Raw genomic sequence first — 13,786 nt, forward strand, 5'->3', positions numbered from 1 at the left:
CGATGCCCACTCTGCTCTCTTCCTCGCCCATGCCCAGATGGCTCGCCGGGCGGGCGCCGGTCCGTCCGGCCCGCTACCCGTTGGCCGGGGGGCCAGGCGCCCCCGCCCGCAGTCCGTCCATGACCAGATCCAGCAGCCGTCCCGCTCGGGCCTGCCAGTCGGTGTGCGGGTCGACCAGCCACAGGCCCGCGATCGCCAGCATGAAGTCGTCGGGCGTGAGGCCGGGGCGGACGGTGCCCGCCTGCTCGTTCGCGTCGAGCAGCAGCGTGACCGCCTCCGTCAGTGGGCCGTGCGCCAGGTTTTTCAGGGTGCCGCGCGCGGTGGTCGCCTCACGCAGCGCGTCCGCCAGGCCTGCTTTGGCCATCGCGTATTGCGCGAGCCGGTCCATCCACTCGCGCAGCGCTTCCTCCGGCGGCCGCGTGCAGAGCAACTGGGCCGCCGTCTCGGCGACCTGCTGCACCTCGTACCGGTACACCTCCAGGACGAGCGCCTCCCTGCTGGGGAAGTTGCGGTAGAACGTGCCCTGTCCGACGCCCGCTTTCCGCGCGATCGAGCTCAGGGGCGCGTCCGCCGAGTGCGTCAGCTCGGCCAGGGCCACCTCGAGGATGCGCTCGCGATTGCGCTGCGCGTCCGAGCGGAGCGTGGCCTGCTTCTTCGGCTGCCGCACGCGTCCTCCTTCGGCCGTGGTGAAAAACGTCCTTGCTGAGCGGACAGTTGTCCACTACGTTCGTAGACCGCAGCGGACAGATGTCCGCTTCGGCTCGGTCCACCATAGCGGCGTCAGCGGCCGGCCCGACGCCGTTCCCCCCGCCGCCGTACGTACTCGCGCTGATTCGCCTCGCACCGGATATGCGAAAGAAGGCTGTTCATGGCCCCAGCGGGCATCTCCACGTCCAGCTCGATCACCTTGCACGTCAACGGAGAGAAGTACACGCTGCCCGTCGATCACCGCACCACCCTGCTCGACGCCCTGCGCGAGCGGCTCGATCTGACCGGCACGAAGAAGGGATGCGACCAGGGGCAGTGCGGTGCCTGCACCGTTCTCGTCGACGGGCGCCGGGCCGTGTCCTGTCTGCAGCTCGCGGTCGCCGCAGAGGGGCGCGAGATCACCACCATCGAGGGCGTCGCGGACGGCGACGAACTGCACCCCGTACAGCAGGCGTTCGTCGAACTCGACGGGTTCCAGTGCGGCTACTGCACCCCCGGCCAGATCTGTTCGGCCCTCGGTGTGCTGCGGGAGCACGCTGCCGGCTGGCCGAGTGCCGCGACCGAGGACGTCCGGCCCGAGGCCGGACCGCCGGCTCTTACGCCTGAGGAGATCCGCGAACGGATGAGCGGCAACCTGTGCCGCTGCGGTGCGTACGTGTCGATCGTGCGGGCCGTCACGCAGGCCGCCGAACGTGCGAAGGAGCAAGTGGCGTGAAGGAGTTCGGATACGAGAGGGCGATCGACGTGCCGGGTGCCGTGGCGCTACTCGGCGCGGACCCCGAGGCACGCTTCCTCGGCGGCGGCACCAATCTCGTCGACCTGATGAGGGCGGGGGTGGAACGCCCCGGACGCCTGGTCGACGTACGCGAACTGCCCCTGGACCGCGTAGAGCCGACGAAGGACGGCGGGCTGCGGATCGGGGCCACCGTCACCAACAGCGACCTCGCCGCGCACCCCGAAGTGCGCCGCCGCTACCCGGCGTTGGCGCAGGCCGTGCTCGCCGGGGCGTCCGGGCAGCTGCGCAATATGGCGACCGTCGGCGGGAATCTGCTGCAGCGCACCCGCTGCGGCTACTTCACCGACGTCAGCAAACCGTGCAACAAACGGGACCCCGGCAGTGGCTGCCCCGCCGTCGCGGGCGAGCACCACAACCACGCGATCCTCGGCGCGAGCGAGGCATGCGTGGCCGTGCACCCGTCCGACATGGGCGTCGCGCTCACAGCGTTCGACGCCGTCGTGCACTTCCGAACCGCCGACGGGGAAGGCGAGGTGGCGCTCGACGACCTCTACCGGCCCGTGGGCGACACCCCGCACCTGGAGACCACGCTGCCGGCCGGCGCACTCATCACCGGGGTTGCTCTGCCGTCCGCACCCCTTGCCGCCGGCTCCCGCTACCGCAAGGTCCGCGAGCGCGCCTCGTACGCCTTCGCCATCGGGTCCGTCGCCGCTGCCCTCGACGTCCGTGACGGCGTCGTACGGGACGTGCGGCTGGCCTTCGGCGCGGTCGCGTCCCGGCCGTGGCGGGCCCGCACCGCGGAGCGCGCGCTGATCGGCTCGCCCGCGGACGGGGCGGCGTTCACGGCCGCGGCCGACGCCGAGCTCGCGGCGGCCAGGCCGCTGCCGCACAACGCGTACAAGGTGCCACTGATGCGCAACCTCGTCGTGGCACTGCTCACCGAACTGAACGAGGAGGCGCCCCGGTGACCACAGCGACAACGGCGACGACGGCGACGACGGCGTCCACCGCGGCGCAGCCGCACGCGGTGGGTGTCGCGCACACCCGCATCGAAGCACGCGACAAGGTCACCGGCGCCGCCCGCTACGCGGGCGAGATCCCCTTCACCGAACTCGCGCACGGCTGGCTGGTGCTGTCGACCGTGGCGCGCGGCAGCGTCCGCTCGATCGGCGAGGACGCGGTCCGCGCCCTGCCCGGGGTGCTCAGCGTCCTGCACCACGGGAACGCGCCGCGCGTCAAGGACGACGTCATCGGCGCGCTCGGCCGGCCCGACCCGATCGTCGAGGTCTTCCAGCACGACCGGGTGCCGCACGCGGGCTGGCCCGTCGCGCTGGTCGTCGCCGAAACGTCCGAACAGGCCAGGGAGGCCGCCGAGGCGCTCGTCGTCGAGTACGACGAGGAGCCGCACGACATCGCCTTCCACGCCGACAGGCCAGGTATCTACACCCCGCAGGACATGGAGGCCACCAAGGGCGACCTGGACACCCAACTCGCCGCCTCCGACGTGGTGGTGGACGCCGCGTACACCACGCCCGAGCAGCACCACACGGCCATGGAACCGCACGCGGTGACGGCGCGCTGGCACGACGGGCGCCTGCAGGTCTTCGACTCCAACCAGGGCAGCAAGTGGATCGCCGACGACCTCGCCGGCCTGTTCTCCCTCGACCCCGCTGCCGTCCACGTACGCTCCGAACACGTCGGCGGCGCCTTCGGCTCCAAAGGGCTGCGTGCGCACCACGTGGCCGCGGTGATGGCCGCGACCGAACTGCACCGGCCGGTGCGTGTGGTGTTGACCCGGCGTCAGGTGTTCGCCACCACCGGGTACCGCAGCCCCACCGTGCAGCGCGTGCGGCTCGGCGCCGACCCGGACGGGCGGCTGCGTGCCTTCGGGCACGAGAACCTGAACCTCACCTCGAACCTGCGCGAGTTCGTCGAGGGGAGTGCCGCGTTCGGGCGCACCATGTACGACGCCGACGCCCACCACACCGTCAACCGGGTCGTGCCCGTGGACGTCGCGACGCCCACGTGGATGCGGGCGCCCGGCGAGGCGCCGGGCTCGTTCGCCGTGGAGTCGGCGCTCGACGAACTCGCCGAACGGCTCGGCATGGACCCGATCGCCCTGCGCGCCCGCAACGAACCGGCGGTAGGGCCCATGTCGGGCCTGCCGTTCAGCAGCCGCCGTCTCATCGGCTGCTTCGAGGACGGCGCGAGCCGCTTCGGCTGGGCGGACCGCGACCCGCGCCCGCGGATGCGCCGCGACGGCCGCTGGCTCCTGGGCACCGGTACGGCCGCCTCCACGTTCCCCGCCGGTGCGGTCCCTTCCACGGCGTCCGTGACCGCCGAACCGGACGGCACCTTCACCGTCAGGATCACCGCGGCCGACGTCGGTACCGGTGCCCGCACGGCTCTGACCCTCATCGCCGCGGACGCGCTCGACGTGACGCCCGAGCGGGTGCGGGTGCGGATCGCCGACAGCGACTTCGGGCCCGCCTGGGTCGCGGGCGGCTCCATGGGCACGCGATCCTGGGGCTGGGCCGTCATAGCAGCCGCCCGCGACCTGCGCGAACGCCTGCCGCTGACCAGCGGCGAGATCCCGGACGGCGGAATCACGGCCCGCACGGACACCGCCGAGCTGATCGCGGCCCTCGCCAAGAAGGAGCGTTACGCGTACGGCGCGCAGTTCGCCGAGGTCGCCGTGGACGTGGCCACGGGGGAGGTGCGGGTACGACGCATGCTGGGCGTGTTCGCCGCCGGACGCATCATCAACCCGCTCACCGCCCGCAGCCAGTTCGTCGGCGGCATGACATGGGGCATTTCCATGGCCCTGCACGAGGAAGCGGTACGCGACGAAGCGTCCGGCGGGCACGTCGGCGCCGACCTGGCGGGCTACCACGTCGCCGCGCACGCCGATGTGCCGGACATCCAGGCCGAGTGGATCGACGACCCGGACCCCGACGACCCCGTCGGGATCAAGGGCGTCGGCGAGATCGGCATCGTCGGCACCGCCGCCGCCATCGCCAACGCGGTGTGGCACGCGACCGGCGTCCGACAGCGCGATCTGCCGATCCGGCCCGACCGGGTACTGCTCGCCGAGGCGCGGCGGGATGCTTGACCTCGCTGCCGAGCTGAGCCAATGGGCCGCGCAGGGACGCGAGTTCGCCGTCGCCACCGTCGTCTCGGTGAGCGGCAGCGCACCCCGGCCGCCCGGCGCGGCCCTGGCGGTCGACTCCGCCGGGGAGGTCATCGGCTCCGTCTCCGGCGGCTGCGTCGAGGGCGCGGTCTACGAGCTGTGCATCGAGGCCCTGCAGGACGGGAGGGTGCGCAGGGAGCGCTTCGGTTACAGCGACGACGACGCGTTCGCGGTGGGGCTGACCTGCGGCGGCGCCGTGGAGGTGCATGTCGTTCCGGTACGGTCCGACTCGCCGTGCCGTACGACGGTACGGGCGGCGCTCACCGCTGCGGCGCGCGGCGAGCCGGTGGCACTCGCCCGAGTACTCGACGGAGCGGGCGAACTCACGGGCGCGGCCGAGCTGTTGCTGGTCCGGCCCGACGGCTCGTACACCAGCGGCCTCGGCTCGGGCGACGACCCCGGGCTCGCGGCACAGGCCCGCGCCCTGCTCGACCTCGGGCGGACCGGGGTGTGCGAGGTGCCGGAGAGCTCGGCCCGGTGCGGCGGCGACGTCACCCTGTTCGTCGAGTCGAACGTGCCGCCAGCCCGGATGATCGTGTTCGGCGCGGTGGACTTCGCGGGCGCGCTGGTACGGGTCGGCAAGCTCCTCGGTTTCCACGTGACACTGTGCGACGCGCGGGGAGTGTTCGCGACGCGGACCCGTTTCCCGGACGCCGACGAGGTGGTCGTGGAATGGCCGGACCGCTATCTGCGCGACACGGCCACCGACGAGCGGACGGTGCTGTGCGTCCTCACGCACGATGCCAAGTTCGATGTACCGCTGCTGGAAGTGGCGCTTCGGCTGCCCGTCGCGTACGTCGGCGCGATGGGGTCGCGCCGTACGCACGAGGACCGGCTGGGCCGACTGCGGGAGGCCGGGGTGTCGAAGCGCCAACTGGCCAGGCTGCGCTCGCCGATCGGCCTGGACCTGGGCGGTCGTACACCCGAGGAGACAGCCGTGTCGATCGGCGCCGAGATCGTCGCGGTGCGGCGGGGTGGAAGCGGGCTGCCGCTGGCCGGGGAGCGGGGGCCGATCCACGGAGGCGGCGACGAGTAGCCCGTACGACCCCGGGGCGGGAATCCCGGGAGGCCACTCGGGTACCGAGAACCGACCACGTGTTGCGACGATCCCTCCCGCCCGCTGCGACGGAGCGGCAGCGGGCGCATGTTGTGCAGTTACGCGGATGCTCGCGCTCGTTGTCGGGAGCCCACCGTTCCTTGCCTGGGTCTCCCGTGTGGAGAAGATCCGGATGGAGGCAGTTGCAGGGAGTGTCGAGCATCTGTGCCCAGCAGTACCCGGCTCACCCGGTCGTCGACTGGTGGGTCTCGGCGGGGGCAGGCCGCGGTCGACGAGGTTACGAACCCTCCGTGAACGCGGTGGCGTGGTCGGTGGCCCATTGGCGAAACGTTCGCGGCGCCGTCCCGAGGATGTCGGCCACCGCAGTGGTGATGTACGCGGGCTGTCCGACCGCCGCGCTCCACGCGGCGAGCAGCATGTCGACGACCGAGCTGGGCGCCGTACCCTCCGACAGGCTTCGGAACTCGTCCGGTGTCATCTCCTCGAATGCGATCCGGCGCCCCAGGGAGTCACCGATGACGCTCACCTGCGCGGCTTGGGTCAGCGACTCGGGGCCCGTGAGGACGTAGTCGCTTCCGACGTATCCGTCCTGATAGAGCGTCCGCGCCGCGACAGCTGCGACGTCGCGGTCGTCGACCGGTGCCGTCTCGGCAGCGCCGTAGGGCCACCGGACGACCTCGCCGGCCCGGATCGCGGGCGTCCACCAGGCCAGCGAGTTCGACGCGAGCATCCCCGGCCGGATGATCGTCGATTCGAGTCCGGTGGCCGCGATGAGCCGCTCGATGTCGGCGTGCAGTGCCGCCATGGGATTGGGCTGCTGGAAAAAGGGGTGCGGCGTCTGGTGAGGGGAGGAGAGGAGGACGACCCGCCGCACGTGGGCTGCCAGCCGCTCGACGACCGCCGCGGCCGTCCGAGGCGGGGCGGTCCAGACGAGGAAGACCGCGCCGGCGCCGTTCAATGCCGGGTCGAGCGTCTCGGGCGCAGTGAGGTCGCCGGTGAAGACCTCGACCTTCGCCGGCAGCGTGGCCGCCGCCTCGGAACGATGGGTGAGGGCACGGACCGGCACGTCCGCGTCGAGGAGTTGGTCGATGACGATACGGCCGATCCGGCCCGTCGCCCCGGTGACGAGCACGGGAGGAATGTGCATCCGATTCATGCCGCCCATGAAAACGTTACTCGGTTAAAAAAGCAACTCGGTTACGAATGTTATCCTGGTCAGATGAGCGAGCCGACGGGGCTGCGGGCCCGCAAGAAGGAGCGGACGCGCGACGCCATCGGCGACGCGGCCGTTTCGCTGTTCCTGGAGCGCGGCTTCGACCGGGTCTCGGTCAACGACATCGCCGCGGCGGCCGAGATCTCCAAGCCGACCCTCTTCCGGTACTTCCCCACCAAGGAAGACCTGGTGCTGCACCGGTTCGCCGACCACCAGGGCGAGGCGGCACGCGTCGTACGTGACCGCGGGCCCGGCATCAAGCCGGTGACGGCGCTGCACCGGCACTTCCGGGCCGGCCTCGACCGGTACGACCCCGTCACCGGCCTCAACGATCATCCCGAGGTAGTGGCGTTCCACCGGCTGGTGTTCACCACACCGAGCCTGGCGGGACGGCTCACGCGGTACCAACTGGAGGACGAGGAGGCACTGGCGGGCGCCCTCGGCGAAGGCATCCAGGCGCGTCTGCGAGCCGCCCAGGTACTCGCGGTCCAACGGGTGCTCGCTCGGACGAACTGGCAGAAGATCGCCGACGGTCGAACCGCCCACGACGTCCTCCCCGAGGCCGTAGCCGACGCCGACCAGGCATTCGACCAACTGCGGTGAGAGACGGCGCTTCCGGTCGAAGAGGGCCCCGCGGCCCGGTACACGCGTCGCCCCGGGCCTGGTCAGGCCGCTTCCACGGAGCTGGCGGCCCGGACTCCAGCTGATCGGTTCCAAGGGGTCTCCGGACACCCGTAAGCGGTTTCGCTCCGGCGGATCGGGCTGCGAGAGTGTGGCCATGAGTGACGTTGTGATCCGGCGGGCCGAATTCGACGACGCGCCTGCGCTGGCAGCCATGCGCTGGCGGTTCAAGGTGGAGGACGGCGGAGTTGAAGTCCCGCAGGACGAAGAGGGGTTCACCGCCGAGTGCGAGCGGTGGTTGCGTTCTCGGATGGCCGGGCCGTGGCGTGTCTGGCTCGCGGAAGTGGGCGGCCGGCCTTGTGGTCACGTGTTCGTGTGCCTCGTGGAGAAGGTCCCGAGTCCCTACCCGGACTCCGATGCCCTCGGTTACGTGACGAACTTCTACGTCACCCCGGAGCAGCGCAACCGAGGCCTGGGCAAGACCCTGCTCGACGAGGTCACCCGCGATGCGCGCACCCACGGCCTGGACACGTTGATCGTGTGGCCGTCCGAACGCAGTGCGCCGCTGTACCGGCGCTGCGGGTTCGGCGGACCTGACGAGCTCCTCGAACAGCCCATCGCGCCCAACTGAGCAAACTCTCACGGTGGCTGCGCCGACGCGGCTCGGGCTTCGAACTGACCAACTGGGCGCCGTTCGCCCGGACCTGATCCCGGGGCGCAGTCAGCGAGGCGGCAGCGCGTGGGACAGCCGCTCGCAGGTGCAGAAGGTGGCCGAGACGCCGGTAGGACCCCGTCAGGTCGCTGCGGTTCTTGAGTTCTGGCTGGTGGTGGGAGGTGGGCTACGGGGCCGCCCCGTGCGGCCGTAGTCGCACGGGGCGGCCCGGGGGCTTCAGCTGAGATGGGCCTCAGCGAAAAGCGGCGATGCTCCGGGCGACCCAGTCGGCGAAGGGGCTCGGGGCGCGGCCGAGGACTCGTTCCACGTCCGAGCTGATCTGTAGTTCGGCCTGGTTCGGGGCGGCGATGATGTCCAGGGTGTCGTCGGCGAGCTCCGGCGGCACGAACTGGGTCATCGTGGCCTTGGCCTCCTCGCGGGTCAGTTCGTGGAACCGCACCGGCGAGCCGAGCGCGGCGGCGATGGCCTCCGCCTGCTGACGTGGCGTGATCACCTCGGGCCCGGTCAGCTCGAAGACTCCGCCGGCGTGCCGGTCGTCCAGCAGGCAGGCCGCTGCGACCTCGGCGATGTCCACCGGGTCGACGACCGGAACCCCGATGTCGCCGAAGGGTGCGGCGACCGTACCTTGCGTGCGGACGGAATCCGCCCAGGCCAAAGCGTTGGAGGCGAAGCCGCCCGGTCGCAGGACGGCCCAGTCCAGGCCGGACTCTCTCAAGGCGTCCTCCACCGCGCGCAGCGCGATCCGTGACGGGCCGAGCGGCCTGGTCGCCACTCCCTGCGAAGACAGCAGGACAACCCGGCGCACCCCGCTGGCCGCAGCCAGGTCGATGATGTCGGTCGGCCTGGCTCCGGGGGCGTGCAGATCGCCGGACAGCAGGAGGAACAGCGCCTTCGCCCCGTCCAACGCGGGGGTGAGGCTTGTCAGCTCGGCCAGATCGGCCGCCACATGCCGGACTCCGTCCGGCACCGCCGCTGCGTGCCGTGACACCGCCATCACCTGCTCGCCCGCCTCGGCCAGGACCTGCGTCAAAGGTCGGCCCACATTTCCGGTAGCTCCGGTCACCACGATCATGTTCTGCTCCTAGTCCGTTGTGCACTGCGGTAATTGACGCTAGGAGGCGAGCTTATTTTTTGTAAGAACATACCCAGAGGTAAGCTCCGAACATGAGGGAAGGTGCGCAGCTGACGCAGGCCGAGACAGGCAATCGGTATGAGGTGTTTCACACCGACTGCCCTGCACGCGACATGGTCGACCACGTGACCAGCAGGTGGGGTATCTGGGTGCTGATCTCCTTGCGGAGCAACGACCTTCGGTTTTTCGAGCTGCGCGACAGCATCCAGGGCATCAGCGAGAAGATGCTCGCTCAGACACTGCGCGCACTGGTCCATGACGGGCTGGTCTGGCGGGAGGTCGAGCCGACGATGCCGCCCCAAGTCACCTACGGGCTCACTGAGTTCGGCCAGGACGTCGGTGAGCCACTGACGGACTTGTTCGACCGGATCACACAGCGGCTGACGCCCAGCGGAGCGTCCGCCACGGAGCGGCTCAGCGCAACAGGTCAAGCGGAGCAGCTGACTGCCCCAGGCCCTCGACAGCTGGACCATCTCGACGACGAACACTGACCGTGACGGCAGGAGGGGTCATGCGTATCCCCAGCACGAGCACGGGTCAGTGGCAGAAGGCCGCGCCACCGACACACCGGAAGTCACCCGCCGGACGACATCCAACTCGGCGCGCTGACCGGTGACATCATCGCGCTGCATCACCGGCACGAGCTGCACTTGGACGGAGAAGTCCCCTACGCGGTGAAGCTGTACGGGACCGACGACCGGTCGACCAGGCAGCGGACCTCGCCGGGTTCCGATCCTCCTGAGGAACCCGCCCTCGACAGTCCGCGAGACCTGGTTCCTCAACCCCGAAGCGGGCAATACCTTGCGCACCGCACCCTATATGGCGAGGTCGTGACAGGCGCAGGCGAGGAGCCGGACACCGACTGCCGCCGGGACTGACAGTCTCGGATCGAATGGAGGGCATCGAGAGTGGCCGAGGATGAGCCTTGGACAGGTGACGATCAAGATCAGCGCCCCGGATGCGTCCGCTGCGCCCGCGGTCGTGTTGGGGTACGTCCCGGGACAACCGGCGGATGGCAGACTTCCCGGGCGCGGTGCCGGGGCGGCCGTTCTTGCCTGGCCACCCCGGCACCGGAGGCGGGCCCTTAGGGAAGCACTTCCTCCGTCACCTCGATGTGGCCCTGGTCCGGGTCGATGACGCCGCCGAGGCGCTGGAAGGCGCCATCGGTGAGGTCGAGGCACTTGGGTTCCTGCGGGGTCTGGGTGAAGGTGCCACGGTCGTTGATGCGGACGACGAGGGACGCGCCGTTCGCGTTGTTGGTGACCTTCACCCGGGTGTTGAAGGGGAGTTGCGGGTCACGGGAGAGGGAGGTCGCCGCGGTGTCCGCGTTGTTGTCGAAGATTTCGCCGCTGGCGGTGTAGGAGCCGGGCGGGATGGGGCCGTAGTGCGTCGCCCAGCAGGTGTCGGCGAGCGGGACGGCGGGCACGGCGGAGCTGGGCGGCGCCGTGACGACCACCGCGGCGAGGGCGGTGAGGCCGATGGCCAGCCGGGCGAGAGGGAGTGAGCGGATCATGGTCGCGTCCTTTCCGGAGCGGGAATGCGGGACAGGGCTGCGGCTCAACCCGCCGCGCGGTAGGCGGCACCCACCTGCGTGGCGGTCGTGCCGTTGTACAGTCCGGTGCCGTCGCCGCGGCTGGTGGAGAGCGTGAACCAGGCGTACCGTTCGACGAACGGCAAGCCCTGGAGCATGGCTGTCGACTGCTGCACGAAGGCCGCCTGCTGCTCCTGCGTCGGGTACCGCGGCGTGCCGGACGAGAAATCGATGAGGGCGTACTCGGTGAGCCAGAGCGGTTTGTGGTGGCGGTCGTAGGTGGCCTGGAGGTAGCCGCGCAACTGGTTGGTGGCGTTGGTGGCGTTGAAGTCGGCGCCGTACCAGTGGACGGGCAGGAAATCGACCTTGAGGCTGCGGCTGGTGGCGCCCCGGAGGAACTGGCCGAGCCAGCCGTCGGCGGTGTCCGCGCCGGTGGCCACCGCGGGCGCGCCGAGCCGCAGGCCCGTCGACTGCAACCGGGGCCACAAATCGAGGGCTTGCTGCACGGTCATGACCGCCTGCCCCGGATGGTCGGGCTCGTTGAAGCCGAGCAGGATCGTGCCCTGCTGCTTGGCCTGGTTCAACTCGGCGTCGGTCACCGAGCCCGGCCCCCAGATCATCGGGACGAACTCGACGCCATGGGGCGCGGCGATCCCTGACCTGCCCGAGGACCAGGTGTAGAACCAGCCGACCCCGGAATCGGCCAGGTCTTGGGCGACGCCGTCGAAACTCCAGGCGCTTGCGCCCTTCTTCTTCACGCCGGCGGCTTCCGGAACCGCGATCCGGTCCGTCGCCGGGGCGCCGTTCGGGGCTTGGGCCGCCGCGGCGCGGCCGGTGGCCGAGAGCGCGAGCGGCGCCGCCAGCGCGGCGGTGAGGATGCTTCTTCTGCGCATGGTGCGTTCCCGTCCGTTCAGGCGCCGCGGTGGAATTCGACCGTGAAGCCGCTGCACCGGCTGCACTGCTGCATGACCTGGTTGCCCGGCTCCTTGTCCTGCTTCGACCAGCCGTACGCCTTCGGGCAGTTGGTGGCGATCATGTCGCTGTAGGGGGTCTTGGCGTCGCGGTTCGGGCTGGTGCACAACTTCGGCGTGCCGTCGCTCCACCGTGTCAGGTTGTCGGCGGGACACTTCGGCAGCAGATCTTCGGGGCAGCCCACCGCGCCGCAGCCGCCACCGGAGCCGGACACCTCGGTGGGCGTGATCGTGATCGGCACGGAGAAGGCGTTGACGTAGCTCACGTCGTACCAAGGCGCCAGGCCGTCACCGCGGTCGAAGTTGAACTCGGCGAGACTGACCGGCTGTTCACCGGTATTCGGCGCGCAGTGGTCGGCGAAGACACCGCAGTCGCCCAGCTCGCAGTGGAAGTTGCTGCCGGACTGGCCGCCGCACCCCATACGGGCGAAGAACTTGCCGCGCCAGTAGCCGGGGGCCGCGTCCTCCGGGACGGCCACCGTCGCCGACTGCCCGGGTTCCAGGACCGGCAACGATCCGAAGTTCTTGGAACCGTCGGCGTTGACGGTGCTGCCGACCCAGATCTTCTTGCCGGTGCTGTTGACGAACGTCGCCGTGTGGGCGGTCACGGTGGCCGCGGCCGGGGCGGCTCTGCCGAGCGCCGTACTTGTGGCCGACTTCGCCTGGGGCCGGGCGCCCGTGTGCGAGGGGGCCAGCATCAGCAGGGCGGCGGCCACGGCGATCGTGGCCGCCAGAGTACTCAAGGCCTTGCGCAAAGGTCCTCCGTCGAAAGTGCGGTGGGGGATGGGGAGTCGGGGCCGGGCCGGTCACACTGCTGGGCGCGGCGAGCATCGGTACGACATGCGGCGCCCGGGGCGCGTCGCGACGGGCGGCGAGTCAAGATCCGGACCGTCTTCGGGCCAGCACCCCACCGCTCGCCTCGATCCGGACGAACCCGCTGATGTCGTACTCGCCGAAGATGCCGGGCTTCTGCCAGGGCCCGGAAGAAGGCGCCTGACCTGTTCTTCTGTCCGGCTGGTGCCCTCGTACAGGCCTTGCCCAATTCGTCGGGTTCGACTCGGATGAGCGCGACGAAAGGAAGTGCTTCTCGATTCGCTCCTGGCCGACGAGGATCCAGGCCCGTACCGCCTTCGAGCGATCCGGACGCCGGAAGGTCAACCTCCTGAAACCGTCGGCCCCGGGAGCCATCGGCAGTCCGTTGCCGCACCCCGTCAGTCCATCGGACATACGCCTCCTCGCATCCACAGGCCAATCGCGAAGCCCGTACGACCAAGGGGCCGACACGCGATCACACCGTTGCTGACTCGCCCGGAACAGATCCTGCACACTCCACACCCTTCGGAAACAGCCGCAGCAGGGGTGCACATGAGTTCGGCTACCTAAATCCCACTCGGACTGCTTTCGGACTGCCTCAGACATATGGAGTTCAGGCCGCACATCCCGCTATACGTTTTCGCAGACCCCCTTCCTGGGGCGGGCAGCGACCTGTTCAAGGTCTCCGCTTGTGCGGTCGGTGTCCTGTCCATGGGGTTCAGGTACCGAAGCCGTGTCACGCGTGTGCTGACGGTGGCAGTCGCGCTCGCCGTCGTCGGTGGTGTCACTGCCGCGGCTATTCAGACGCAGCACAACAAGGTGCGCGAGACGGGGCTGACCGGCACGGCCAAGCTGTACCGCAAGGCCGGGGACGACATCCATTTCACGTTCGACGTCCACGGCCTTGTGGGAAAGGCCCATGGCACGTTCAGCTTCAGCCACTACGGCGGGAAGATCGGCACGGGCGGCGGCTACGCCACCGGGCGCACGCCGTACGCCCCGCCCCGGGCTCCGGCCGAACTCCTCGCCCAGCTGCGCGCCGACCGGCGCGCCGTGCAGTGGGTGCCGGTCTTCGAGCGGGAGTCGGGTGTCAAACTGGCGACCTCGCGTAATCGACTGACGCCTATTCCTTGGTCATTGA

13 protein-coding genes are annotated in these 13,786 nt (G+C 70.3%); 7 read left to right on the plus strand and 6 right to left on the minus strand.

The genetic code is table 11. The features are described 5' to 3' along the window. Positions 1 to 73 precede the first annotated feature (73 nt). Entirely contained in the window at positions 74 to 667 is a 594-nt protein-coding gene (locus OG709_RS34780; protein WP_250301380.1) for a TetR/AcrR family transcriptional regulator, read from the minus strand. Positions 668 to 868: 201 nt separating this feature from the next. Between OG709_RS34780 and OG709_RS34785 the strand changes: the two genes are divergently transcribed. The 4 genes from OG709_RS34785 to OG709_RS34800 are packed head-to-tail and all read left to right on the plus strand — an operon-like array spanning position 869 to position 5,670. Next, on the plus strand, positions 869 to 1,423 hold the full coding sequence (locus OG709_RS34785; RefSeq protein WP_250301379.1) for a (2Fe-2S)-binding protein: 555 nt from the start codon (positions 869 to 871) through the stop codon (positions 1,421 to 1,423). After that, positions 1,420 to 2,412 (plus strand): FAD binding domain-containing protein, encoded by a 993-nt coding sequence (locus tag OG709_RS34790; protein WP_329168985.1) that lies wholly within the window; start codon positions 1,420 to 1,422, stop codon positions 2,410 to 2,412. Before OG709_RS34785 ends, OG709_RS34790 begins: the two co-directional genes overlap by 4 nt. After that, the gene (locus OG709_RS34795) at positions 2,409 to 4,556 is read left to right on the plus strand and encodes a xanthine dehydrogenase family protein molybdopterin-binding subunit (RefSeq protein WP_250301377.1); all 2,148 of its coding nucleotides are present in this window, start codon (positions 2,409 to 2,411) and stop codon (positions 4,554 to 4,556) included. The genes OG709_RS34790 and OG709_RS34795 overlap by 4 nt, the downstream gene beginning before the upstream one ends. Further along, the gene (locus tag OG709_RS34800) at positions 4,549 to 5,670 is read left to right on the plus strand and encodes an XdhC/CoxI family protein (protein ID WP_329168987.1); all 1,122 of its coding nucleotides are present in this window, start codon (positions 4,549 to 4,551) and stop codon (positions 5,668 to 5,670) included. The genes OG709_RS34795 and OG709_RS34800 overlap by 8 nt, the downstream gene beginning before the upstream one ends. Positions 5,671 to 5,968: 298 nt before the next feature. On the opposite strand, the gene OG709_RS34805 is transcribed toward OG709_RS34800, so the two are convergent. Continuing rightward, positions 5,969 to 6,856, minus strand: coding sequence for an NAD(P)H-binding protein (locus tag OG709_RS34805; protein ID WP_329168988.1), 888 nt, complete (start codon positions 6,854 to 6,856; stop codon positions 5,969 to 5,971). A 54-nt stretch (positions 6,857 to 6,910) separates the two neighbouring features. Between OG709_RS34805 and OG709_RS34810 the strand changes: the two genes are divergently transcribed. Together OG709_RS34810 and OG709_RS34815 are read left to right on the plus strand one after the other, a co-directional pair. Beyond that, positions 6,911 to 7,507: a TetR/AcrR family transcriptional regulator gene (locus tag OG709_RS34810; RefSeq protein ID WP_250301374.1), complete on the plus strand. Its 597-nt coding sequence runs from the start codon at positions 6,911 to 6,913 to the stop codon at positions 7,505 to 7,507. A 175-nt stretch (positions 7,508 to 7,682) separates the two neighbouring features. After that, positions 7,683 to 8,156, plus strand: a complete 474-nt coding sequence (locus tag OG709_RS34815; protein WP_250301373.1) for a GNAT family N-acetyltransferase — start codon at positions 7,683 to 7,685, stop codon at positions 8,154 to 8,156. 274 nt (positions 8,157 to 8,430) lie between these two features. Here OG709_RS34815 and OG709_RS34820 read toward each other — a convergent pair whose 3' ends face one another. Then, complete coding sequence (locus OG709_RS34820; protein WP_266645255.1) at positions 8,431 to 9,270, minus strand: SDR family oxidoreductase; 840 nt, start codon at positions 9,268 to 9,270, stop codon at positions 8,431 to 8,433. Positions 9,271 to 9,362: 92 nt separating this feature from the next. Between OG709_RS34820 and OG709_RS34825 the strand changes: the two genes are divergently transcribed. After that, entirely contained in the window at positions 9,363 to 9,821 is a 459-nt protein-coding gene (locus OG709_RS34825; RefSeq protein WP_266645254.1) for a winged helix-turn-helix transcriptional regulator, read from the plus strand. Between the two features lie 593 nt (positions 9,822 to 10,414). Here the strand turns inward: OG709_RS34825 and OG709_RS34830 are convergent. Genes OG709_RS34830 through OG709_RS34840 form a run of 3 tightly spaced genes read right to left on the minus strand, consistent with a single transcriptional unit; the run spans position 10,415 to position 12,575 of the window. After that, entirely contained in the window at positions 10,415 to 10,843 is a 429-nt protein-coding gene (locus OG709_RS34830; protein WP_266645252.1) for a septal ring lytic transglycosylase RlpA family protein, read from the minus strand. Positions 10,844 to 10,887: 44 nt separating this feature from the next. Then, complete coding sequence (locus OG709_RS34835) at positions 10,888 to 11,754, minus strand: glycoside hydrolase family protein (protein WP_266645251.1); 867 nt, start codon at positions 11,752 to 11,754, stop codon at positions 10,888 to 10,890. 17 nt (positions 11,755 to 11,771) lie between these two features. After that, positions 11,772 to 12,575, minus strand: coding sequence for a thaumatin family protein (locus OG709_RS34840; RefSeq protein WP_326693420.1), 804 nt, complete (start codon positions 12,573 to 12,575; stop codon positions 11,772 to 11,774). Positions 12,576 to 13,786: the final 1,211 nt, after the last annotated feature.

It is taken from the genome of Streptomyces sp. NBC_01267 (assembly GCF_036241575.1).
Classification (GTDB): Bacteria; Actinomycetota; Actinomycetes; order Streptomycetales; family Streptomycetaceae; genus Streptomyces.

Coding starts and splice junctions, on each gene's coding strand:
- OG709_RS34785 (WP_250301379.1), top strand. CDS start 869: ATGGCCCCAGCGGGCATCTCCACGTCCAGCTCGATCACCTTGCACGTC.
- OG709_RS34800 (WP_329168987.1), top strand. CDS start 4,549: ATGCTTGACCTCGCTGCCGAGCTGAGCCAATGGGCCGCGCAGGGACGC.
- OG709_RS34805 (WP_329168988.1), bottom strand. CDS start 6,856: ATGGGCGGCATGAATCGGATGCACATTCCTCCCGTGCTCGTCACCGGG.
- OG709_RS34810 (WP_250301374.1), top strand. CDS start 6,911: ATGAGCGAGCCGACGGGGCTGCGGGCCCGCAAGAAGGAGCGGACGCGC.
- OG709_RS34815 (WP_250301373.1), top strand. CDS start 7,683: ATGAGTGACGTTGTGATCCGGCGGGCCGAATTCGACGACGCGCCTGCG.
- OG709_RS34820 (WP_266645255.1), bottom strand. CDS start 9,270: ATGATCGTGGTGACCGGAGCTACCGGAAATGTGGGCCGACCTTTGACG.
- OG709_RS34825 (WP_266645254.1), top strand. CDS start 9,363: ATGAGGGAAGGTGCGCAGCTGACGCAGGCCGAGACAGGCAATCGGTAT.
- OG709_RS34830 (WP_266645252.1), bottom strand. CDS start 10,843: ATGATCCGCTCACTCCCTCTCGCCCGGCTGGCCATCGGCCTCACCGCC.
- OG709_RS34835 (WP_266645251.1), bottom strand. CDS start 11,754: ATGCGCAGAAGAAGCATCCTCACCGCCGCGCTGGCGGCGCCGCTCGCG.